This window comes from Acuticoccus sp. I52.16.1 (genome assembly GCF_022865125.1).
GTDB lineage: Bacteria > Pseudomonadota > Alphaproteobacteria > Rhizobiales > Amorphaceae > Acuticoccus.
Genome location: NZ_CP094828.1, coordinates 4,122,256 through 4,142,428, shown reverse-complemented (window position 1 = coordinate 4,142,428; position 20,173 = coordinate 4,122,256). Strand labels below are relative to the sequence as shown.

The following is a 20,173-nucleotide window of genomic DNA, read 5'->3' as shown; positions in this document are numbered from 1 at the left end:
TCGTTGAGTCAGGTGACGACGGCGCGGTCGGTCACGCGGCGCCAGTTCGATCCGTCCGAGAACGCCAGCACGGAGCCGCCCGCCTCGTCCGACACGTAGACCACGTTCCCCGGATGACCGGTCGGCGCCGGAAGTTGCGCCTTGGTGTAGCTGCTGAGGCTCACGATGCCGGCCGACGGCGCGACGACGTTCGCGTGCTTCACCGAGTAATCCGACGTCTGGCTGAGCGCATAGGTGTAGCCGGTGTCGATCACCTGAAGCGTCGCACCGGAGAACGACTGCGACACGGTGTAGACCGGGTCCGTTCCCCATTCGCTCGACTGATCGATGTAGAACGAATTCTCGTTGCGGATGTTCTGGAAGCGCAGAACACCATAGGGCGTGCTGATATAAGCGGGGCCGTCGAGATCGTCGGAGAGATCGCCGCCGGTGCCGTCGACCTGATTGGCGTCCAGGACGTGGTCCCAGCTACCGGAGAGGCTGGACACGTGCCCGCTCGCACTCCACGAGATGGCTTTCTGCGCGTCGTCCACCTCGACCATGAAGACGTCACCGGAGCTGTACACAGGCCAAACGGTGATGTCCGTCGACCCATTCAAATCCTTCAGCACCAGCTTCTGGCCGAGATGGATTTCCGAGGGCTCGGTCGCGGTGATGAAACCATAGTAGAGGTCGAGCTCCGGCACCGTTTCGTCCGACCCCCGCACCGGAAGGCCGGGCATGAACGAGATCCCGGTCGACGCGTTCACCGCCTTCGACAGCGGCTTGGTCTGCACGTCCGGGCTGACGTAGATGCGTTCGACCGCGTCCGAGTTCGTGTCCGACCCGTCGTACGCCACGCCGTGTGTCCGGGTGAAGGCGGATCCGGCGAGGGTCGGATCGTCGTAGCCCGAGCGCTGACAGTTGTCCGACACGCGCCCGGAGTGGATCTCCAGCCGTTCGCCGTTCACCACCCGCACCTGGCCGCCGCAGTAGGCGATGTCGGCATCGTGCACGATGACCGAAGGCCGCTGCGGTTCTTCGCTGCCCTCGAACTCGATCTGCCCGTCGTTGTCGAGCAAGATCGGGTCGGCGCGACACTCCCGGATCGAGCAGACGCCCACCTCGATAACGTTCTTGCGGGCCCAGATCCCGTAGTGCCACTGACCGCGGATGATGAGTTCGGAGAAGGTGATACGGCTGGTGCGTTTGTGACGCCCGTTGCCCACGTTCTCGGGCGGCCGCGCATCGCCATGCGCATTCACGGCAGAACTGCCCGAGAGCACGTTCTGCCGCCCACCGTCCGACCACAGCAGCATCCGCCCGAAGCTGATGTCGAAGTCGGTGATGACTTCGATGCCCTGGGTCGCCGTGCCGAAGAACGAGAATTCGTCGAACCGCGTCGCGCTGTCGTTGGAGATCCACGACACGCCGAGCATGGACACCGTCTCACGCACGTTCTGCCCGCCATAATCCGACGGCTGCCCCGCCGCCGCCCCCATGCGATGAACCCCCGCATAGTGGATCGGGCAACGCACGTTGCCGACCCAGGTGATGCCGTTCATGAACGCCGACGAGGTGCCGTGACGGCCCGCGCGGCCCGTCACGTTTTCGATGTCGATGCTGCGCACCGGGCAGTTGGTCGAGCGCAGCATGTGCACGACGTGGAAGAAGGACGGGAAGAACACGTCGTTGTCGCCCGCCTGGCGATTGTCGACATCCCGCGCCCCGATCGAGCCGATATAGAGATCGCGGCACCGGTCGAAGCGATAGCCCAAACCGCATCGCTCGGAGCGAATATCGTCGATCGTGCCCGTCACCGCGCCGGTGGTCGTACCCTTGCAGTAGATCGCCAGGTTGACGTGATCCACCACCTCGATATCGCGCAGGTCGACGTCGATATCCTCGCTGCCGACGCGCACGAAGATCGCCGCCTTGTACTGGTTCAGCACCTCATCGGCCGAGCTCGTCCCGAGGATGTCGAGCAGTCCCGCCATCACATCGGTATCGGTTCGCGAACCGTCGAAGCGCCCGCCCGACCACCGGAAGTCGGCGCGCACCTCGATATGACCCGCTTCGCCCAGCCAGGTCGACCAGCCGGAGCGCAGCTTGAACGTCGTTCCCCGCGCGCAGATCACCGAGACCGGCGTCGTCAGCAGCACCGGGTCGAAGAGATAGACCTTGCTGCCATCGTCGGTGCGTCCGCCGCCATAGTTCAGCCAGTTGGTGATGGCGGCGGTATCGTCGGCGACGCCATCGCCGATCGCGCCGAACATCTCCGGCGTCGGCATCGGCTCGGCCATCTCCCACCAACCGCCGTTGGCCTGGTTCACCGAGCCATCGGGCAGGTAGCGGTCCGCGGTACGGACCTTGCCCGCGTGCGAAGGCTCGCTGGCGACGCGCTTGACGGAGTGCGCCCCGCCATCGGCTTCCGCAGCATAGCCCTTCAGGTACATGAGCTTCACGTCTGCCGGGATGTGGTTCGATTGCGCCACATCACGGCTGGCGGCCGCCGGGCTGAACGGCGCCCCCCGGATCGGGCCAAGGCCTAAACCGACCATCGTTTATCTCCAATGCTTGGAAAGGTTGCGAACGTCACCAAGGGGCGGTGACACACGACGAGCGCCGGCTCGGCGCGGCGCGGCCCGGCGGCCAGCGAACATTGTTCGCCGCGCAGATACCCGGCTGCACCGCAGCTCAAAGCGCTCGAGGCCCGCCCCCGGGCTAACCGGAGGCGGGCAAGTCACGGATTGCGCAGCCAGCTTCGATCCGCCAGCCGCGCGCGGTCAGACCGCCTCGTCGAGAATGGGCCCTTCGGCCCGGCGGATGGAGTAGCGCCACAGGAGGATCGCCGCGACCAACGCGACCGCGACGGCGATGGCCGCCATGCCGATCATGGTCCCGCCGTCCACCGCGCTCACATCGCTGGCCATGTCGACCGTCGACGTTGCCGCGGCGCCGACCGTGACGGCGGCGCCAGCGCCGGCGATCGGCGCAGCCGCCTTCTCCGCCGTCTTGCGACGATCATCCTGCTTGGTTCGCGCATCGACGGCTGCCGTCAGTGCCGCCAACATCGCCGGATCGGCGATTCCGTCGCCCTTGAGCCCGCGCCGCTGCTCGAAGCGCATGACCGCATCGCGCGTGCGCCCACCGAAGACCCCGTCCACGGTGAGCTGATAGTTCAACACGTTCATGTCGCGCTGGAGCGCCTCGACGTCCTCGCCGCGGCTGCCGAACTGCAGCACGCGCGCGCCGAGCGGAACATCCACCGCAACCGGCCCGCTCTCCGACGGCGCCACCGCGCCCGGAGGCCAGCGGATCCCGTCCGGCAGGATCGAGGAGGTGCGAAACACGGAGCGCCGCACCGCATTGCCCGAATTGCCGTTGATGATGACGATCGTCCCGTCCGCCCGCACGCTCTCCACGATGCCGACGTGCCCGTAGAGCGGATTGGATCCCCGCGGAAACACCACGATCGCCCCGCGCACAGGCGACGACAGGCGCGTGCCATAGCGCGTGAACGACCGCGCCAGCGCCGAACGCGTCGACGGATAGCCCGAGTTCACCAGTGCCCCGTTCACCGCGACCGCACACCAGGCGTCCTCGTCGTTGTTCCACCAGTCGATCCCCGACTGCTTGCCCCACTCGACGATCAGCGGGTTGTGCTGCGCCCCCGGAACCTCCTTCAGTCCAACATGGTTGCTGAGATAATCGAGCCACGGAACACGATCCTGCATCGTGTGACCCCCTACACATGAGTACTACAAAGAAAAAAGCACCCGCGCGCCGCACGAGTGCTTGGTTTCCACTTGGATCCCTCGCGTCCCCTCGGGACGCACTCCCCTCACCCCGTCGGCGCCGCCTCGAGCCGCGCCCGAAGCGCGTCCACTTCCGCGCTCAGCTCCTGAACCGCCTTCACCAATGGCGCGACGAACTCGGTGTATCCGAGTGACTTCACGTCCCTGCCACCCCCGATCGCGTGGTCCTGAAACCCGCCGAAATCGACACCGGTCGCGCCGATCAGCGCCTCCACATCCTGTGCGATGAACCCATGATGGTAGCGCGAACGCGTCTTCGACCCGTCGCGGACCGTGCCTGCCGGTCCTCGGTAATCCTCCCGGTAGTCCCAGCGGAAATCGACCGGCCGCAGCGCCCGCACGAACGCCAGTCCCAACGCCGTGTCGCGCACGTCCGTCTTGTCGCGCGCATCCGACCGGTTCTGCACCGCGCCATAGGCGTAGGTCGTCGTCGCGCTGTCGCCGAGTTGCACTTGGTTGCTGCCCGTGACGGTGGCCGCGGCGCCCACCGCCGCGCAGTTCGTCACCGCCGCCGGCGCGCCGACGAACGCATCCCGTCCAAGGGCCGAGTTGTCGGCGCCCGTCAGCGCCGCACCAGCCCCAAAGCCCACGAAGGTCGCGCCCGAGGCGATCGTCAGCGCCCCCCCGGCGTTTCCGCCGATCGCGACATTCTCGGACCCCGTCGTCACCGCTCCCAACGCCGAAGCGCCCAGCGCGCTGTTGTCCGTCCCGGTCGTCGCCGCCACCAGCGCCGACGCGCCCACCGCCACCGATCCGGCCTCGCCCGCCGCACCCAGCGAAATCGAAAGCCCGCTAGCCCAGCTCACACCATCGGCGCCGAGCGTCACGCCCGCTCCATCGGCATCGATCGCGTTGTCGAACGACACCGTCGCCGTCGTCCGGTCCACCGCGAACGCCTGCGAGAAGGCCGAGCCGTCGGCGCTGACCTTGAGCGAGAAGTCGTCGCTGCCGATCAGCCCGAATTCCGCCCGGCCCGAATAGTTGGTCTGAAAGAGATGCGAGACGACGTCTCCCGCCGCATCCTTCGTCGCGACGATGCGGACGTCCCCCGCTCCGACGGCCGGTGAGAACAACGCATAGGACGAGCTGACAGCCAGCTTGTTGGTATCGCTGGCGCTCGTGTTGATCCCAAGCTTCGACGTCGAATGCGCGGCCAGTGCGCCGCCCAGCGCATCCCAGCCAGCGCCGTCAAAGACGGTCAGGCCGTCTTCATCCTGCACATAGGCCAGCCAGCCCTCGCGCGGCGCGAAAAAGGCCCACGCCCCGTCGACGAAGGCCGCCACATCCGCCTCGTGCCCCGCCCACGCTCCCGTCGCGCTCGCGGCGACGATGTACCGGTCGCCCTCGGCAGGCGCGCCCGGCGGTGCCGCCAGGTCACGGTCGATCACCGTGAGCTGGACCAGCGAGTCCAGCCGCGTCAGCGCATCGTTGACTGTGACGTGCTTCTGCGCCTGCGCTTCCTCCAAGTACGGCAGTTCGAGATTAAGACTGTTGGACATCGACGGTCACCTCATAAAGCGTGCCGAGCGCGAAGCCCGGCGAATACTGCCCCACACGGAACGACACCGGATCCGGCGCGCCTCCGAAGTCGGCCGTCTGATCGGCCAGCGCATACGAGAACGTCGGCGCCGAGGTCGTCACGGTGCGCACGACCGTCTCGCCGTCGAGAATTTCGAGCCGATAAGATTCGGCGCTTTCCCCCAACGGCACGTCCCCCGCCCCCCACCGATCACCGCCGACGCGGGTCCGTCGCACCCAGGAAAGCGTCAGCGCACCGTCGCTCTCCCGCCGCGCCCGTCCATGCGCCGGTGCGAAGGGGAGCATCCCCCGCCCCGTCGCGGTGAAGGTGAATTCCGTCGTATTGGGTCCACCGATCCCTTCGGCCAGCGGCCCCACCCGGTAATTTCGGAGTAGCCCCACCTCGTCGATGTCAACGGGCAGCGAAGCCAGCGACCGATCGAGCATCACGACCCGAGCCCCGGCCGCGATATGTGTCGCCGCCGCGTCCTCGGTCCCCAGTTGGCCTCGGAGCAGGACGGAAAGCCGGTAGACCCCGTCCCCGATCAACACCGCATCGCGATACTGGACGACCTCCCAGAGACCCTCCGACGCCTCGATCGCCAAGGCATTCGCTCCGCTGAGGACGTCCATCTCCGGCGCCGAGGATGCCGCCGCATTGAAGAGCCGGACATCAACCGATCCGCCACGATGCCAACGGTGTGCCGGCCCCGGCGCCAACTCGCTCGCCGTGACCCCCATGGACGCCGGTTTGGCGACCGTTCGGATCAACTGGAAGGAACCGCCCGGCACCTGCTGCCACACACCCATCTGCTCCGGAAATGGTCTCGCGTAGCATGCGATCCAGGGGACGTGCTCCGGCACCGCTCGATCCACCAGCGGAAGGTTCATTCCGAAGGTGGCTGGCGGCGAAAGCGTCACCGGAACGCCGGGTGCATCGAACGTGGCTCGCACCGGCGTCACCGCCAGCGCGGCCCGGTCGAGCGAGCGCCCCGTCACCAGCCGATGCCCCAGATCCTCGATCTCCTCGACGAGAACCTCACGCGTCGTCCCATCGAGGCTGAGCGTCACGATGTCCCCCGGCGCCAGTGCCAGCCGCGACTGCGGCAACGCAAAGCGCACGGTCGTCCGCCCAGACCACCGCACCGCCAGCGCCAGCTCCGCCAGTTCCGTTGCCAGCGCGTCGTTCAAACTCGCCGACAGTGAAATCGTCTCGACCTGGCGCGCAGAGCCTGCCTGCGGCCGATATCGCGCACTCGCGATCTGGAAATCCCGTCCGCTGTCGAAGTAGCGAAGCCGCATCTCGACCGGCAGTCCGCCTGGATCGTCTCGCGTCTCCACCACCAGCGGCGTCCGCCCGTCGACCTCGACGAGGTCGTCCTCGCCCACCGCCATCGCCGGTGAACGCGCCGGGCCGACCACCCTGATCGCCGTCCCGGTGTCCGCGGCAACCGCCGACACGGCATCCAGCAACGGCTCCACCACGGAGCGCAGACTGCTCGGACCCGATACGATGAACCCGTCCAGCACCGTCGGTACCGCCGTCACGTCCGGCGCCTCGAGCCCCCAGTCCTCGAACAGGCTCGCCAGCAAAGCGTCCACCGGCACGCCGCCAAGCCGTCCGTTCAACCAATGCCCGCGCTCCCAGTTGGTCCCGTCGGACCACAGGTCCAGCAGGTGCGGAAACATCGGCCAAGGCCGCGCGTCCCAGGTCCAGATGTGGATCGTCGACGCGTCCACCATCCGCCCGCCATAGACGCTCGATACGGGATTGACGGTCGGATCCGGCGCCCCGCCCGCCTCGTAGACGTCGTAGAATGCTCGCAGATGCGCGCGCTGGATCCCGTCGTCTCGCCGACCGCTGGAATAATACGGCAACTTCGATTCGGAGCTCTTCGGATCGAAGAACACGTTCGGCTGGTTCGACCCGCGGTCGATCGCCGGGCACCCCAGCTCCGTGAACCACACCGGTTTGGATTGCGGCACCCACGCCGTTGGCGCGGCCACCTCCACCCCGCCGATGCGGTCGTAGTGCTGGTTCGCCCACCACCCGGCGAGATCCTTGTAGCGATAGACCCAGGGCTTCCCGTACCCGAGGTCCTGGATCGGGCTGCGCACCTGCGCAGCGCGGTCGCCGGCCTGATAGTACCAGTCGTACCCCTCGCCGCCAGCCACATTGCCGGCCAAATAGTCCGGGTCGTACACCGATCCCGCGACCGCCTCGTCGAGGTGTGTGCCATCCCGCCAGTCCGACAGCGGCCAGTAATTGTCGATCCCGATGAAGTCGACATTCGCGCTCGCCCAGACCGGATCGAGATGAAACGTCAGGTCGGCTCCATCGGAGTGCCCGAAATACTCCGTCCAGTCCGCCGCATACGAAATCTGGGTGTCTCCGCCGACGATGCTGCGCACATCGTCGATCAGCGTCACCAGCGCGTCGACGAACGGGTAGCCGCCGATCCCCCGGATCGTCGTCAGCCCCGGCAACTCCGACCCGACGAGGAACGCGTCGACGCCCCCCGCCTGCGCCGTCAGCCGCGCATAGTGCAGCATCATCCGCCGGAACGACCACTCTTCCGGCCCACCATAGGAGACATCCGCCCCCGCCCCGCCGAAGTCGCCGACAGCCGCGGTTCCGACGAACGTCGCCACCGCCGCATCTGCGGCCGCCGTCCCGTCAGGCGATCCCGCCTCCCCCGGCGCCGGCGAAACGGTGATCCGCCCCCTCCACGGGAAGGGCGCCTGCTCTTCCCCGAGGTACGGGTCCGGCAGCCCGTTTCCGGGCGGCACGTCCATCAGCACGAACGGGTAGAAGACGACCTTCAGCCCCCGCGCCTTCAGCGCCTGGATCGCCGCGAACACCGAAGCATCCGAAGGCGATCCGCCGTAGTTCGGCCGCCCCGCGTCCGCCGACACGACTTCCGCCGTGTCGCGCGTCAGCGTGGAGACGCTCCAAGCCGGCACGGTCTCCGGCTCCCGCCGTTCCACCCGCGGCTTCAGCGCGCACTCGCCCGCGCGCAGATCCGTGCCGAACCACGCCACCACCAGCGCCACGCGCTCCAGGTTCGGGCACACCGCCGTCAACTCGTCCAGGGACGCCGTGAAATCCGTCGCCGCCACGCCGATGTGACGGTTGTCGGCCAGCATCTCCCCGGGGCCGACCTGCAACCGAACCAGGTCAGGGTGATAGCCGAACTCGGTCGAGCCGGGGATGATCGTCACCGCCCGCACATCCCGTTCGAGCTGCCCGATCGGCCGCAGCACCTCGAAGGTCAGCTGCGGCAGGCGGTTCCCGAACGGCCCGATCGGCAATCCCTTGAACACCACATAGGCCAGCCCGCGATAGGCCGGCGCCGTTCCCTCGACGGCCTCGATCAGCGGGTCGGCCTCCTGATCGTCGCGCCCGGTGTAGACCTCGTAGTCCACCCCCGCGAGGTCCATCGGCTCGCCGTCGGCCCAGATCCGCCCGACCCGTGCGATCGGCCCCTCACAGATCCCGACCGCGAAGTTGGCGGTGTACGAATACTCGCGAACCTTCGGCCCGCCACCCTTTCCGCCCACGGCGGAGGTGCGTGTATGTTCCTCGAAATCCGTCGCCCAGATCACCGTCCCCGCGAGCCGCATCCGGCCGTAGACCTTGGGTATCGGGTTGCCCTCGGACGCCGTCTGCACCGACACGTCGTCGATCCGCCCCACCGAGCGGGTCGAGTTGTCGCCGAAGATCCGGTGGTCGATCATGTTGCCGGCGAGCGCACCCGCCGCGCGGCCCGCGATCGCCCCCACCGGGCCCAGCAAACCACCGACGGCCTGCCCGGCCGCCTGAAGAACAAGCGTTGCCATATCAGTCCGTCACCCCCGGAAAATCGAACGTCCCCGCCAGGCGCCGCCGCCACGCCGGCACCAGGGCCCCCTCCACAGCACGCCCCGCAGCGTCATAGGCATGCACGAACCGCGTGGGCCCCACCGCGATGCCGACATGCTTGGCCGGCGTCCCCGCCTTCCAACGAAACACCAGCAGCGTCCCGGCCCGGATCGCATCGCATCGCGCAAAATGCCGCTCCGCCGCGTCCATCAGCGTCTCGCGCCCGGCGGCTTCCGCCCAGTCCGGCGCATAAGGCGGTGCCAGCTCCGGCTCGGCGCCGAACAGCTCGCGCCAGACACCACGCACCAACCCCAGGCAGTCGCACCCCACACTCCGCAGCGACGCCTGGTGCCGGTAGGGCGTCCCCACCCAAGCCCGCGCCGCCGTCACGATCTCGCCGCGCGTCACGACGAGCCCCGTGCATAGGTCAACGCCCGGTCGTTCCCCGGAATGTGCGGGAACCCCTGAAAATTCACCCCGTTGGCGAACGTCTCGATGCACGTCCCGAACCGCTTGTCGCACCCCGGCGTCACATCGACCCCATCGCCGACCTCGACCGACACGAACGCCGTGCGCAACTGCACCACCGCGTCGCCGGCCGCAGAATGCCGCACGATCGCCGCCCGGCTGCCCGTGTCGGCGCCACTCGTCATCCGCGCGATGCCGTTGGCCAGGTACCCGTCCGCCAGGTCCCCGATCCCGCTCAACGTCAGCCGCGCCCCGTCGACCGCCACCACCGTCGCCGCCCGAGCCAGTGCCGACAGGTCCACACCGCACCGCGCGTCGCCGAGATCGGCATCGCAGCCCTTGGTGAAGACACGCCCCCGCACCGTCTCCAGCGCCTGGGCCGGGCCACGCACCTCGGCTCGGAAGGCCCCGTCCGCCCGCGTCACTTCGCCGAGAGTGCCGTTTCGCAGCACCACCCGTTCGGAGACCTCGGCCCAGTTCACCAACCACACGGTCAGCTTCGCAAAGTCGTACTTGCCGCTCGCCAGTTCCACCGCGTCGAGCCCCGCGGCAGACAGCGCGCCCGCCACTTCCAGCCCGCCGACACCCAGGCCCGCCCGGACCACGTCGCCAGACGAGGCGAGCCCCGACATGGCAGAGTGCGTCACGCCATCGAACGTCACCGCCGCATCATGGTCGGTAAACCCCATGACCGTCCCGTCTGTGCGCGCGATCTGCCAGCACCGGCACACCGTCACCGCGCTCCCCTCGAGATGCGCCTGTAGGGCGCTCGGAATGTCCCTCACGGCGCAATCTCCACAATCGGAATGGTCGGGATCGTCCCCGCCTCGAAGCGGGACAGGCTCACCTCGAGACGATCCGTGTCGAACCGGACCGGCACGTCGAACTGGAAACCGGCACGAACGGCCTCGCCCACCTGCGGCACCGATCCCGGCTCGAACGTCACGACGCCTTGGTCGAGGGAAAAATCGCTCCCCTCGACCATCGCCACCCCTGCGACCGACACCAGCACCGTGCCGTCGACCGGCAGCACGATCGGCCGGTCGTAGGGTGCGAATGTGTCGCCGTAGCGCTTGATCAGCTGAAACGAGACCTGAGTGCCGTCACCAACCCCAAGTAGTTGGTCCGCTTGAGACGGTGAGTCAGTCGGCGCACAACTTTTGTGGTCGAGTGGATCACGGTAACGAAAGCCGTAGAGGCGGCCTCGACGCTCTTCAAAAAAGTCAACAACTGCTTGAAGGTCATCACGATGTCTTACTCCTGTACCGGCATCATACCGACGCCTACTCATGGACCAGCGCTGATTGCGCTCCTCTCGACCCGAGCCCAGCGTCACGATCTCCGTGCGCCGCTCCGGTCCACCCGTCGCCCCAAACGCCACGGCGAGCGGGAATCTCACGTCATGAAAGCCGTCCATGGCTCAAAGCCCCCTGCTCAAAGCCCGCGACGGCCACGCGCCACCGCGCGCGCCAGCATCGCCGTCACCTGCGCCTCGGAGCGCTGAAACGACTCCGCATCCGGCGTCGCGATCGACACGTTGATGGTCGCCCCGCCGCCGGACGCCCCCTCCATCGCGACGCCCAGCCGCCCGTCGGAGCCACGCGCCAGCGGCAGCACCGCCTCGCGGCCCGCCTCGCCCATGAGGCCGACGCGCCCGCCCGACATCCCGAACGCCGTCGGCGAGCCGATCACGCCACCCTTGGCGAACGGCATCACCCCCGTCGCCACGCCGGCGATCCCGCCGCCCAGCGCCGAGCCGAGCCCGCCGAAGACCGCGTTCGCCCCCTGCCCGACCAGGTTGGACAGCGGCCGCAGCCCCGCCCGCAGCGCCGAGTTGGAGATCGACAGCGCCGCCTGGCGCAGCACGCGATCCAGCGTGTAGCCGTCCGCGATCGCCTTCCTCATTCCCGTCGCGATCACGCTAGAGAACCGGCTCGCCGAGATTTCCAGCGTGTCCGCCAGCTCCTCGGCGAGCTCTGAGGGGTTGCCGAATGGTTCGCTGCTGTCAGCCATCGGGAAAACGCTCCATCAGCCGTGCCAAATCCCCCCGGCGCGTCCCAACGGGCACGCAAGGGCCGAGCACAGCCTCGATTTCAGGAAGGGTCAGCGCCCAGAAATCGGCCGGCGCCATGCGCCGCTCGCCGATAAACAGCGCCATCAGATCGCGCCAGGGAAACGGCCGCACCTCTCGGGGCGCGGCCGACATCAAGAAGGGTCGGCCACCTCCGCACCGCCCCCGAACGTCGCCGTCAGAAGCTCCGTCACGATGGTCGCGAACCCCGCCGCGCCCCCGTCCGCCGTCATCCGTGACACCTGGTCGTCGTCGATCGCGTGCCCCGCCCCGCGGAGCCCCGCCCCGATGATCCGGATCGCGTCCCACGCCGAGAGCTTGCCCGCCGCGAACCGATCCACCAGCGCCGCCATGTCCGCGCACTGGAACACCCGCTCCAGCTCCGCCAACGCGCCCAGCGTCAGGCACAGCGTCCAATGCCGTCCGTCCAGAACCGCCTCGACCTCACCGCGATAGCGATTGGCCATGCCTTCCCCCATCAGTCCGCAGTAAAGGTCAGCTGCCCGGCCGACTCCATGGCGATCTCGTAGACGATCTCGCCATCGTGGTTGCCGCCATATTCCAGCGCCGTGACCTGGAACGGCCCCTCCACGGTTCCGAAATCCGGCACGATCACCTGCCAGTCCCGCACCGAGCCGTTGAAGAAGATCGTTCGCACCACTGTGTCGGACGAGGCGTCCTTGAAAATCCCCGATCCTGCGAGGTTCGCCCGGCGCATCCCCGCGCCGTCCAGCAGCTCGCGCCACTGCCCCGCCGACTCCTGGTCGGTCACGTCCACCGCTTCCGCACCGAACGAGATCCGCTTGGAGCGAAGACCCGCCACCGTCACGAACGAGCCGGCCCCCGTCTCGTCGACCTTCAAGAGAAGGTCTTTGCCCTTCTGCGCACCCACGGCGCCCTCCTTCAGTTCGCTTCCGTCAGTGCGCGGAACCGCATCCGCGCCCGAAACGCCCGTCCATCACGGCTCGAAGTCACATCCGTGTCCCGGTGCCCGAGCGACACCAGGCGGTGCCCCTCGGGCGCCATCGCCGCGTCCTCCAGCACCGCTCGCACCCGGTCGGCGATCTCCGACGCCTCGCGTCGCCCGCTGCGTGTGTTCACGATGAGCTCGACCCGGTGTTCCATCGTCGGCACCGCGTCCGCATCCAGGGCGCCCGAGCGCACCTCACCGATCGAAACGAACGGATGCGCCGCCCCCTGCGGCACCCCGTCGAACACGCCTTGCCCGGCCAGCTGGGCCGCCAGCGTCCCGTCCGCCAAAAGCACCCGATAGATCTCGGCCATGAGAGCATGCCGCGCATCGCTCATCCCTGCTCCTCCTCGCAGAGGCATTCCAGGAAGCGCCGCTGCGGGTCGGCGTCCTCGACCGCCAGCACCCGGTAGCGCGTGGCGCCCTCCACGAAGCGCGCGCCTCGCGCCACGCTGCCGTTGCGCCGCACGGTCACCCGGTGCGTCACCAGCCCGACGTGCCGCCCGTCTTCCACGCTTTCCCGGCGCCGCCGCGGCTCGACCTGCGCAAAAACGCTCTCCACCGGCGTCCACGTCCGCGTCGCCCCGCCGGCGCCGTCGGCCGCCTCGCTCGCGACCTCCAGCACCAGGCGATGCCGCAGTTCGCCCGCCCCCGGCGTCACGCCAGCCTCGGCATGCGATAAGGCGCCGTCAGAGCCGTCACACCGGACGCCACATGCGCCGGCACCGCCCCCACCGAGGCCGCCTCGCGCTGTTCGTACCAGTAGGAGACCAGCATCAGCACGGCTTGCTTCAACGACGCGGGCACGTCCGCCGGGTCGCCGTAACCGCACGTCATGTCGATCTCGAGCCCGTTGAGCGCCCGCGCCCCCCAGAACCGCCCGGACGACAGCTTCAGCCGCCCCGGTGTGCTCGCCACATCCACCAGATAGTCGCCCGCGGGGACGACCTCGGCCGCCCCGTCCGCGCCATAGACCGTCACCGTGTCGACGCTCTGCACCGGCCCCGGCGCCAGCCGCACGATCCCGCCCGCAGGCGGCCCATCGCGCACGATCCGCCATCCCTGCGTCACCAGAACCCGCCCGGTCCGGCTCTCCACGTCGAGCCGCGCCGCCGTGATCAGCGCATCCACCTTCGCATCCTCGGCCGTGCCGTCGATGCGGGCATGCAGCTTCGCTTCCTCACGCGTCACAGGCTCGGCCTGCGGCGGTGTCACCAGGATCGCCACCATCGTTCCACCCAAGAATTGCCGCGCATCCTGGGCCGCCTGCCGGCGGCCCGAAGAGCGCGTGGATCAAACAAAAAAGGGGGCCAGAAAACCTCCTGGCCCGCCCCCCGCCGCCCGAAGGCGACCGCCACCACGCATGAACTCAGGCGGCGAACTGCAGCAGCTTGATCGCGTCGAAGTCCTGCACGCCGCCACCCACACGCTTCGTCGTGTAGAACAGCACGTTCGGCTTCGCAGAGTACGGATCGCGCAGCACCTTGATGCCCTGACGATCGACGATCAGATAACCGCGACGGAAATCGCCGAACGCGATCGCGTTGGCGCCGGTCGTCGTGAAGTCGGGCATGTCCTCCGCTTCCACGATCGGGAAGCTCATCAGCCCGGCACGGCCACCCGGAACCGAGGGCGGGCTCCACAGATACTCGCCCTCGCCATCCTTCAGCTTGCGGATGTGCGCCTGCGTGCTGCGGTTCATCACGAAGTGCGCGTTCTGCCGGTAGCTCGCCTTCAGCGAGTACACGAGGTCCACCAGCGCGTCGCTCGGCGCCACCGTCGGGAAGCCGCCGTTGTTGCCGGTCTTCACGATGCCCAGCGTCTCGTTGTCCAGATCGCCGTCCTCGGACGTGCCGGCGTAGCTGACGATGCCCTTGGGCATGGTCGTGCCGTCACCGATGACGAACGCCTTGGTCTCCTGCTCGGCGAAGACCATCTCGATCTCGTCCGCCAGCCAGGCCTCGACGTCCACCGCCGCATCGTCGATCAGCACCGACGACGCAGCCGGCATCGCATAGAGCTCCATCGTCGGGAAGTTCAGCGCCTTCAGCGTGGCCGTGTCGGCCGAACGCGCCGCCGACTCGCTCGCCCACGCCCCGGTCAAGCCGTTCGGAACCGCCTTGCGGAAGCTCGTCGCGGAGATCGTGCGGACCGTCGCGATCGAGCGGATCGGCGAGATCTGCCCCAGCCGACGCATCACCTCGGCCTCGACCTCGATCGGCATGGCCAGTCCGCCGTCCGACGTCATCGCCTTCGTCTCGAGCTGACGCATCGCCTGCTCGTCGCCGGAGCGCACGAAGGCATTGAAGGCGCTCTTGGTCTCGTTGACCGCGACCGGCGCACCACCCATCAGCGAGGGGCGGGCACCGCGCAGCACCATCTCGTCCATCCGGCGCTGCTGCGAGTCGAGCGCCGCCTCGACACGCGACAGTTTCTCGACGGTCAGCGCATCAGCGCCCTTCTTCTCCAGCTCCGCGAGTCGACGGTCGTTGGTCTCACGGAAGACCTCGAAGGCCCCCATGAATTCACCGAACGCGTCGTTCAGCTCGGCCTTGGTCTCGGGCGCACCCATCTCGTTGTCCATCATCTACCTCGTTTGACGAAGAATGGCCGTTTCCCGACGCAGCAAGGCGACCAGCCCCGCGTCCACGGCAGCCTCGGGAGCGATGCCCCCAGCATCGGCACGGCAGGCTCCCGCCGCCCGCGCCCTCGCCTCCGGCAGCATCGGTGAATGCACCACCGACACCTCCCAGAGATCGATCTCAGTCAGCCGGCGCACTCGCGCCAGCCGATCCTCATCCGCACGCACCGTGCGAAACCCGATGGAGAGCCCGTCCAGCTCGCCGGCCGCCATCCGCGCGCCGGCCCGCGCCGCGCCGGGAGTGCCCACGATCCGTCCCTCGACCCACAGGCCGCGGCGGTCCTCCTCCAGCGTCAGCCACACCCCGATCGGCGCGCCCGGATCGTGCTCCAGCAGCATCCGCACGCCGCCGGCGCCGCGCAGCCGCAATGTCCGCGCGAACGCTCCCGGCATGACCACGTCGCCGCCCAGATCCATCCGTCCGAACAGCGAGGCGTAGCCGCAGAAGCGCCCGTCCGCGTCCACCGAGGCGAGCGCCGCGGCGTACTTGCGCTCCGGCGCCGCGCCCAGCCGCGGCGCGCTCACAACACGCCCCGCTTCTGCCGGAAGCTGATCACCCGCGGCTCACGCCGCACCCGCTCCTCGAGCGCCGCCCGCTGCACGATCCCCGCGAACGCGTCGAACACCGCCTCGTGCTCGATCTTCTGCACCGTCGTCAGCCGCACGAGCGGCTGCGCGGCACGGCGAACCCATCCCACCATCAGGCCTGTCCAAACATCTGATTGAGCTTCGCGACCGCGTTCACGAACTCCGAGAAGCGGCGGTTCGAGCGGGCCAGCTCCCGCATCGTCCACGCCAGCAACCCCGAGGACGCAGACGCCCAAAGAAAAAGAGCGAGGTGCGCCAGGTCACCTCGCTCCATCACGTTCTGCGTCACCGGGTCCATCAGTCGGGCCCGGCATCACCGCCGTCCCCCGTGTCCCCGTGGCCGTCGATCCCGTAGCCGACGGCCGCGCGCTTCTCGTCCCGCGTCAGGAAGTCCGACGCCGCCACCCGGTCCCACAGCGCGTCGCGCTCGACCGAGAGCGCCTCGACCCCGTCCGGATCGAACGCCAGCCTGAGGTCCGGGCCGTAGGCGAGGCCGAGCCAGTTCCCCATCGCCTGCACCGTCCGGTTCACCAGCGGCAGCACCGTCTGGCGCCAGAACGCGCGGTTGGCCTCGCGATAGTTGGCGTAGGTATTGTCGCCCGGAATGCCCAGCAGCATCGGCGGCACGCCGAACGCCAGCGCGATCTCGCGCGCTGCCTGGTTCTTCGCTTCGATGAAGTCCATGTCGCGGGGCGACATCGCCATCGTCTTCCAGTCGAGCCCGCCTTCCAGGAGCAGCGGCCGCCCCGCATTGCGCGCGCCGGTGTAGCCCTCCTCCAGCTCGGTCTTCAGCCGCTCGAACTGCTCGTCGTTGAGCGGCCCCTCGCCGTTGTAGACCAGCGCGCCCGACGGCCGCGCCGCATTGTCCAGCAGCGCCTTCGACCACGCCCCCGACGCGTTGTGGATGTCGAGCGAGATCTGCGCCGCCTCGATCGGCGCGAACCCGTAGTGGTCGTTGAGCGGATGGAACAGCGACAGGTGCAGCACCGGCGGCACGTCGCCCTCCTGCGCGAACCGCACCGTGCGCCCCGCCACCGCATATTCGAACGCCTGCGGCCACCCGTCGGGCCCCGCCACCACCTTCATCCGGTCCGGCCGCAGCGCGAACAGCTCGCGCGGCACGCCGTCCAGCGAGACCACCTCCAGGTACGCGTTCCCCGCCACCATCAGGTGCCCGTAGACCGTCTCCATCAGCGACACGCCCGACTGCGCCGGGTTCGGCCGCCGCAGCATGTCCAGGAAAGGATGCGCCTCGATCTCGCGCTCGCCTTCGTAGAGCAGCCACGGCGCCGAGGCCGCCGCCTCCGCGATCATGCGGACCGACCGGAATACGACCGGGTTCTTCGCAAACCCCTCCTGCGCCAACGACGCATAGTCGCGCGGCGTCCAAACCGGACGGCCGAGCGCTTCCACGCTCATCAGCCGTCCCACGCGCGAAGCCTTGGTCTCGCGTTTGCCAAAGATGCCCATCGCACCCCCTTCCGGGACAAAAAGAAAAGGGCCCCCACTGGGAGCCCCTCGGTCTCGTTCATCGTTGCGGCCGAAGCCTCACCCGAAACGCCGCACCCGCGGCACGGACGTCTTCGCCTCCGCCGTCAGCATCAGCGCCGTCAGCGCCCACACCAGCGCGTCGATCCGGTCCGGCGACGCCCCTTCGGACGTCCCCGCCGGAACGAAGTTGCACATCTGGTCCTCCAGCTCCGGCAGCACGCCGACGTGGCTGACGCGCCCCTGCTCGTAGAGCTGTGCCACGGGCTCGGCCCGCAGCCATTTGCCTCGCGTCGCCCGCACAGGCGTCACCGGCACGGCCGGATCCACCTGTGCCACCACGGCGGCGACCATCTCGCCCCCCTGGTTCACCTCGACCACCAGCCGGTCGGCCTCCAGGGCGTGGTACAGCGCCACCGCCCGCTCCGCCCACGCTTGCGGCGAAGCCCGGTACATGGTCCGATCCGCCAGCACATAGGCGCGGCCGTCGGTGCCCAGCCCCACGGCGACGATCCCGCACGCGTCCGACTTGGAGTGGCTCGTCGCCGGCGGGTCCACCGCGACCACCACCCGCACGATCTCCGGCTTCAGCGCGACGCGGTCGCGGTGGATCTGCGCGCGGCGCCACAGCGCGTCGTCCCGATCCTCCACCAGCTCGCCGTCGAGCTCCTGCCGCCCCAACCGGGTCCCCTTGTATCGGTCCACCACCGCCTTCAAGAAACCGGGCGCCAGGTTGCCCCGGTTGTCCGCGGTCGACATGCGCGTCATCTTCGTGCGCTTGTCGCCCATGAGCTGCTTCAACAGCGGCACCGAGCGCGGCGTCGTCGTCACCACCTGCCGCGGCCGATCCCCCAGCCGCAGCCCGAACTGCAGCATGTCCCAGGTCGCCTCCGCCTGCGGCCACTTCGCCAGCTCGTCGGCCCACGCCGCGTCGAACTGAGGCCCGCGCAGGCTCTCCGGATCCGCCGCCGAGAAGAGCTGCGCCACCGCCCCGTTGGCCCACTCCAGCCGCCGCCGCGAGGGCTGCCACACCGGCCGCTCGCGCCGCGGCGAGATCGCCAGGATCCCGGACACGCCCTCCACCATCACCTCGCGCGCATCGGCGAACGTCTCGCCCACCAGCGCGATCCGCCCCGCCGGCTGCCCCGCGAACGGTGCGCGCCCGGCGACCATGCCGCGAACCCATTCCGCCCCGGCCCGCGTCTTCCCCGCGCCGCGGCCGCCCAGAATGAGCCAGGTCGTCCAATCTCCGCGCGGCGGCATCTGCTCGCGCCGAGCCCAGACGGCCCAGTCGCCCAGCAGCCCCTCCGCCAGCGCCGCCGGCAAATCGGCGAGAAACGCCCTCAGCCCGCCTTCGGTCCCGAGGCAGGCCTTCAAGGCCTCCCGCACGTCGGCGGCGCCCACGCCGGCGCCGCCTCCCACCGCCGCGGCCGTCATTCGACGACCGTCGGCGTCACGGCCTTGCGCCGCACCGGCGCGAACCGCGCCAACCGCTCGACCAAATCCTTGCGGAGCCGCTCCAGATCCACCGACCCGTCGTCCCCGTCGCCCGCCACTTTCCGGTCGAGCGACAGCAGCGTCTCCATCGTCTTGGCGAGATCACCGAGCGTCTTGTGCTCCTTGATGATCTCAGCCCCGCCCGCGGCAATCCGCTGCTCGACCTCGTGGAGCTGGCGAGAAAACGCCTCGAACATCCGCTCCACCAGGCCCGCGCGCCGCCCACGGCCGCCCAACGCCAATTCGGTCATCAGAACTCTCCAACTCGGCGCCCCTCCGCGCCGGCCGTGGCCGGCGCAAGAAAAAAGGCGCGCCGCCTGCCCGCGACGCGCCTCAAGGCACAACTCACACAACCCGTCGCAGCCAGAACCCATTGCGCGGACATCCGGGCCGAAGCCCAAAGCCAACTCTGCGACAGTACCCAATGTCTACGGGAAGAGCGTGACGGTGTCAACCTCTAGTTTCATCAACACCACCACAAATTTCTTCAGGCCAATCTACAAGGTGCTCTTCATATCGCTCGACCGGAACGTCGTCCTCGCTCACGACCCGCCCCCGCACCGAGATTCCCGCCGTATGCACCGTGTCGGCCGAGCCCGACACCAGCGGGTGCCACCAGAACAGATCGCGCCCCTCCGCCACCAGCCGATACGCGCAGGTCGGCGGCAGCCACGTCAGCTTCCGCACCTCTTCCGGCGTCAGCTGCACACAATCGGGCACGATCTCCTGGCGATTGACGTAACTGCGGCACCGGCACGTCCCATGGTCCAGCAGCGTGCAGGCGACATCGGTCCACGCGATTTCGCCCGTGTCCCAGTCCTCCAGCTTGTTGAGGCAGCACCGCCCGCAGCCGTCGCACAACGACTCCCACTGCGCCGGCGACATCTCCTCCAAGGTCGTCGTCCGCCAGAAAGGCTCACTCACGTCTCGTCATCCATCAGAAATACGCGGCCGCCCCGGTCCTCGACCGTCACCAACCATAGGTCGCCGTCGAACCGCGCCTCCCGCTCGATCCGCTCCGCCACCTCGAACCCGGGAACCGCCGCCAGCACACGTTCGAACGCCCGCCCCCCGTCGTCCCGCATCCGGGGCCCGTAGAGGTCGGCCCCATCGGCATGGAGGCACTCGATGAAGACCGCACCGGCGCTGTCGTCCCCGCGCCGCGAGATCGACACGAAGGCGCCGGCCGCCCGGCAGCGGCGAATATAGGCGTCGACCCACACCCCGGCACGCAGCCGCGGTGTCGTTCCATCGGGAAACATCATCGAATGGA

Annotated in this window: 23 protein-coding genes; all 23 read right to left on the bottom strand. The window is 68.8% G+C overall.

The features are described from left to right. Positions 1 to 8: 8 nt before the first annotated feature. Positions 9 to 2,540, bottom strand: a complete 2,532-nt coding sequence (locus MRB58_RS18690; RefSeq protein ID WP_244778601.1) for a hypothetical protein — start codon at positions 2,538 to 2,540, stop codon at positions 9 to 11. 225 nt (positions 2,541 to 2,765) lie between these two features. After that, positions 2,766 to 3,716, bottom strand: coding sequence for a TIGR02594 family protein (locus MRB58_RS18685; protein WP_244778600.1), 951 nt, complete (start codon positions 3,714 to 3,716; stop codon positions 2,766 to 2,768). A gap of 107 nt (positions 3,717 to 3,823) precedes the next feature. Continuing rightward, on the bottom strand, positions 3,824 to 5,296 hold the full coding sequence (locus MRB58_RS18680) for a DUF2793 domain-containing protein (protein WP_244778599.1): 1,473 nt from the start codon (positions 5,294 to 5,296) through the stop codon (positions 3,824 to 3,826). Continuing rightward, complete coding sequence (locus MRB58_RS18675; RefSeq protein ID WP_244778598.1) at positions 5,280 to 9,155, bottom strand: glycoside hydrolase/phage tail family protein; 3,876 nt, start codon at positions 9,153 to 9,155, stop codon at positions 5,280 to 5,282. Before MRB58_RS18675 ends, MRB58_RS18680 begins: the two co-directional genes overlap by 17 nt. Position 9,156: 1 nt before the next feature. Continuing rightward, complete coding sequence (locus tag MRB58_RS18670) at positions 9,157 to 9,585, bottom strand: NlpC/P60 family protein (RefSeq protein ID WP_244778597.1); 429 nt, start codon at positions 9,583 to 9,585, stop codon at positions 9,157 to 9,159. Beyond that, entirely contained in the window at positions 9,582 to 10,430 is an 849-nt protein-coding gene (locus MRB58_RS18665) for a DUF2163 domain-containing protein (RefSeq protein WP_244778596.1), read from the bottom strand. Before MRB58_RS18665 ends, MRB58_RS18670 begins: the two co-directional genes overlap by 4 nt. Next, positions 10,427 to 11,062: a DUF2460 domain-containing protein gene (locus MRB58_RS18660; RefSeq protein WP_244778595.1), complete on the bottom strand. Its 636-nt coding sequence runs from the start codon at positions 11,060 to 11,062 to the stop codon at positions 10,427 to 10,429. The genes MRB58_RS18665 and MRB58_RS18660 overlap by 4 nt, the downstream gene beginning before the upstream one ends. Before the next feature lie 17 nt (positions 11,063 to 11,079). Further along, on the bottom strand, positions 11,080 to 11,658 hold the full coding sequence (locus MRB58_RS18655) for a phage tail tape measure protein (protein ID WP_244778594.1): 579 nt from the start codon (positions 11,656 to 11,658) through the stop codon (positions 11,080 to 11,082). Beyond that, the gene (locus tag MRB58_RS18650) at positions 11,651 to 11,803 is read right to left on the bottom strand and encodes a phage tail assembly chaperone (protein ID WP_244778593.1); all 153 of its coding nucleotides are present in this window, start codon (positions 11,801 to 11,803) and stop codon (positions 11,651 to 11,653) included. Before MRB58_RS18650 ends, MRB58_RS18655 begins: the two co-directional genes overlap by 8 nt. 47 nt (positions 11,804 to 11,850) lie before the next feature. Next, complete coding sequence (locus tag MRB58_RS18645; protein WP_244778592.1) at positions 11,851 to 12,183, bottom strand: gene transfer agent family protein; 333 nt, start codon at positions 12,181 to 12,183, stop codon at positions 11,851 to 11,853. A gap of 11 nt (positions 12,184 to 12,194) precedes the next feature. Continuing rightward, a complete protein-coding gene (locus tag MRB58_RS18640; protein WP_244778591.1) occupies positions 12,195 to 12,608 on the bottom strand; it encodes a phage major tail protein, TP901-1 family in 414 nt (137 codons plus the stop codon). An 11-nt stretch (positions 12,609 to 12,619) separates the two neighbouring features. After that, positions 12,620 to 13,024 carry a DUF3168 domain-containing protein gene (locus MRB58_RS18635; protein ID WP_244778590.1) on the bottom strand — a complete coding sequence of 135 codons (405 nt, stop codon included), beginning with the start codon at positions 13,022 to 13,024 and terminating at the stop codon, positions 12,620 to 12,622. Beyond that, positions 13,021 to 13,347, bottom strand: a complete 327-nt coding sequence (locus MRB58_RS18630; protein ID WP_244778589.1) for a phage head closure protein — start codon at positions 13,345 to 13,347, stop codon at positions 13,021 to 13,023. Before MRB58_RS18630 ends, MRB58_RS18635 begins: the two co-directional genes overlap by 4 nt. Continuing rightward, on the bottom strand, positions 13,344 to 13,928 hold the full coding sequence (locus MRB58_RS18625) for a head-tail connector protein (protein ID WP_244778588.1): 585 nt from the start codon (positions 13,926 to 13,928) through the stop codon (positions 13,344 to 13,346). Before MRB58_RS18625 ends, MRB58_RS18630 begins: the two co-directional genes overlap by 4 nt. Positions 13,929 to 14,055: 127 nt before the next feature. After that, on the bottom strand, positions 14,056 to 15,270 hold the full coding sequence (locus MRB58_RS18620; protein ID WP_244778587.1) for a phage major capsid protein: 1,215 nt from the start codon (positions 15,268 to 15,270) through the stop codon (positions 14,056 to 14,058). Between the two features lie 3 nt (positions 15,271 to 15,273). Beyond that, positions 15,274 to 15,852, bottom strand: a complete 579-nt coding sequence (locus MRB58_RS18615) for an HK97 family phage prohead protease (protein ID WP_244778586.1) — start codon at positions 15,850 to 15,852, stop codon at positions 15,274 to 15,276. After that, complete coding sequence (locus tag MRB58_RS18610) at positions 15,849 to 16,028, bottom strand: hypothetical protein (RefSeq protein WP_244778585.1); 180 nt, start codon at positions 16,026 to 16,028, stop codon at positions 15,849 to 15,851. Before MRB58_RS18610 ends, MRB58_RS18615 begins: the two co-directional genes overlap by 4 nt. Next, a complete protein-coding gene (locus MRB58_RS18605; protein WP_244778584.1) occupies positions 16,028 to 16,213 on the bottom strand; it encodes a hypothetical protein in 186 nt (61 codons plus the stop codon). The genes MRB58_RS18610 and MRB58_RS18605 overlap by 1 nt, the downstream gene beginning before the upstream one ends. Further along, a complete protein-coding gene (locus tag MRB58_RS18600; RefSeq protein ID WP_244778583.1) occupies positions 16,213 to 17,385 on the bottom strand; it encodes a phage portal protein in 1,173 nt (390 codons plus the stop codon). Before MRB58_RS18600 ends, MRB58_RS18605 begins: the two co-directional genes overlap by 1 nt. Before the next feature lie 78 nt (positions 17,386 to 17,463). Beyond that, a complete protein-coding gene (locus MRB58_RS18595; RefSeq protein ID WP_244782046.1) occupies positions 17,464 to 18,666 on the bottom strand; it encodes a DNA-packaging protein in 1,203 nt (400 codons plus the stop codon). Positions 18,667 to 18,836: 170 nt separating this feature from the next. Next, on the bottom strand, positions 18,837 to 19,151 hold the full coding sequence (locus tag MRB58_RS18590) for a hypothetical protein (RefSeq protein ID WP_244778582.1): 315 nt from the start codon (positions 19,149 to 19,151) through the stop codon (positions 18,837 to 18,839). 199 nt (positions 19,152 to 19,350) lie between these two features. Continuing rightward, the gene (locus tag MRB58_RS18585) at positions 19,351 to 19,824 is read right to left on the bottom strand and encodes a YcgN family cysteine cluster protein (RefSeq protein ID WP_244778581.1); all 474 of its coding nucleotides are present in this window, start codon (positions 19,822 to 19,824) and stop codon (positions 19,351 to 19,353) included. Next, positions 19,821 to 20,165, bottom strand: a complete 345-nt coding sequence (locus tag MRB58_RS18580) for a DUF1491 family protein (protein ID WP_244778580.1) — start codon at positions 20,163 to 20,165, stop codon at positions 19,821 to 19,823. The genes MRB58_RS18585 and MRB58_RS18580 overlap by 4 nt, the downstream gene beginning before the upstream one ends. Positions 20,166 to 20,173 lie beyond the last annotated feature (8 nt).